The organism is Photorhabdus heterorhabditis (assembly GCF_018448905.1).
Classification (GTDB): domain Bacteria; phylum Pseudomonadota; class Gammaproteobacteria; order Enterobacterales; family Enterobacteriaceae; genus Photorhabdus; species Photorhabdus heterorhabditis.
This window is the reverse complement of sequence record NZ_RCWA01000129.1, coordinates 1-1256: the sequence shown is the minus strand read 5'-3', so window position 1 is coordinate 1256 and position 1256 is coordinate 1. Positions and strand designations below refer to the sequence as shown.

The following is a 1256-nucleotide window of genomic DNA, read 5'->3' as shown; positions in this document are numbered from 1 at the left end:
CCACCGCCTGCACCTGACCGTGACGATTGTCGAGCCAGTGGGTCGTCAGGGTAAACCGGCCCGCGGACAACAGTTTGCCATTCTGATTGTCAGTCCCGGCCTGTCCGGTCTGGATAACCAGCTGTCCGCCCTGAAGATGGCCCTGACGATTATCCAGTGTGCCGCTGGTCACGGTGGTTTTACCCTCACCGAGAATACGCCCCTGTTGGTTATCCAGTAACTGCCCGTCAGTCTCCAGCGTCAGGGTGTCGGCGGATTGTAAGCTGCCCTCGCGGTTTATCAGTTGCCGGCTGTGAATGCCCAGTCCGCCATTGCCGGCTATCTGTCCCTGCGTATTATTGAGCGCAGTGCTGGTCAGGGTGGTTTTGCCGTCCGCCGCTATCATGCCGCCGGTGTTATTGATGTCGCCGGTACGCAAAGTTAAGTGTCCGCCACTCAACAACTGGCCGCCTTTTGGGTTGGTATTGCGGGTATTAGCCAGCCAGTGACCGCGGGTATCGACGGTCATGTCGCCACCCGACTGTAACCGCCCCGCGGTATTATCCAGCTGACCACTGGTGACTGTGGTAGCGCCCTCACTCAGAATTCGCCCCTGTTGGTTATCCAGTAACTGCCCGTCAGTCTCCAGCGTCAGGGTGTCTGCGGATTGTAAGCTGCCCTCGCGGTTTATCAGTTGCCGGCTGTGAATGCCCAGTCCGCCATTGCCGGCTATCTGTCCCTGCGTATTATTGAGCGCAGTGCTGGTCAGGGTGGTTTTGCCGTCCGCCGCTATCATGCCGCCGGTGTTATTGATGTCGCCGGTACGCAAAGTTAAGTGTCCGCCACTCAACAACTGGCCGCCTTTTGGGTTGGTATTGCGGGTATTAGCCAGCCAGTGACCGCGGGTATCGACGGTCATGTCGCCACCCGACTGTAACCGCCCCGCGGTATTATCCAGCTGACCACTGGTGACTGTGGTAGCGCCCTCACTCAGAATTCGCCCCTGTTGGTTATCCAGTAACTGCCCGTCAGTCTCCAGCGTCAGGGTGTCTGCGGATTGTAAGCTGCCCTCGCGGTTTATCAGTTGCCGGCTGTGAATGCCCAGTCCGCCATTGCCGGCTATCTGCCCCTGCGTATTATTAAGCGCGGTGCTGGTCAGGGTGGTTTTGCCCTCTGCCGCGATTACCCCACCGGTGTTATTGATGTCGCCGGTGCGCAAAGTTAAGTGTCCGCCGCTTAACAACCGGCCACCTTTTTTGTCCGTCGTGGCAGCGTTG

General features: G+C 58.5%; 1 pseudogene. It reads right to left on the bottom strand.

What is annotated here, in order from left to right:
* Positions 1-1256: pseudogene (locus EAE89_RS22905) on the bottom strand (hemagglutinin repeat-containing protein); the annotation flags it as partial.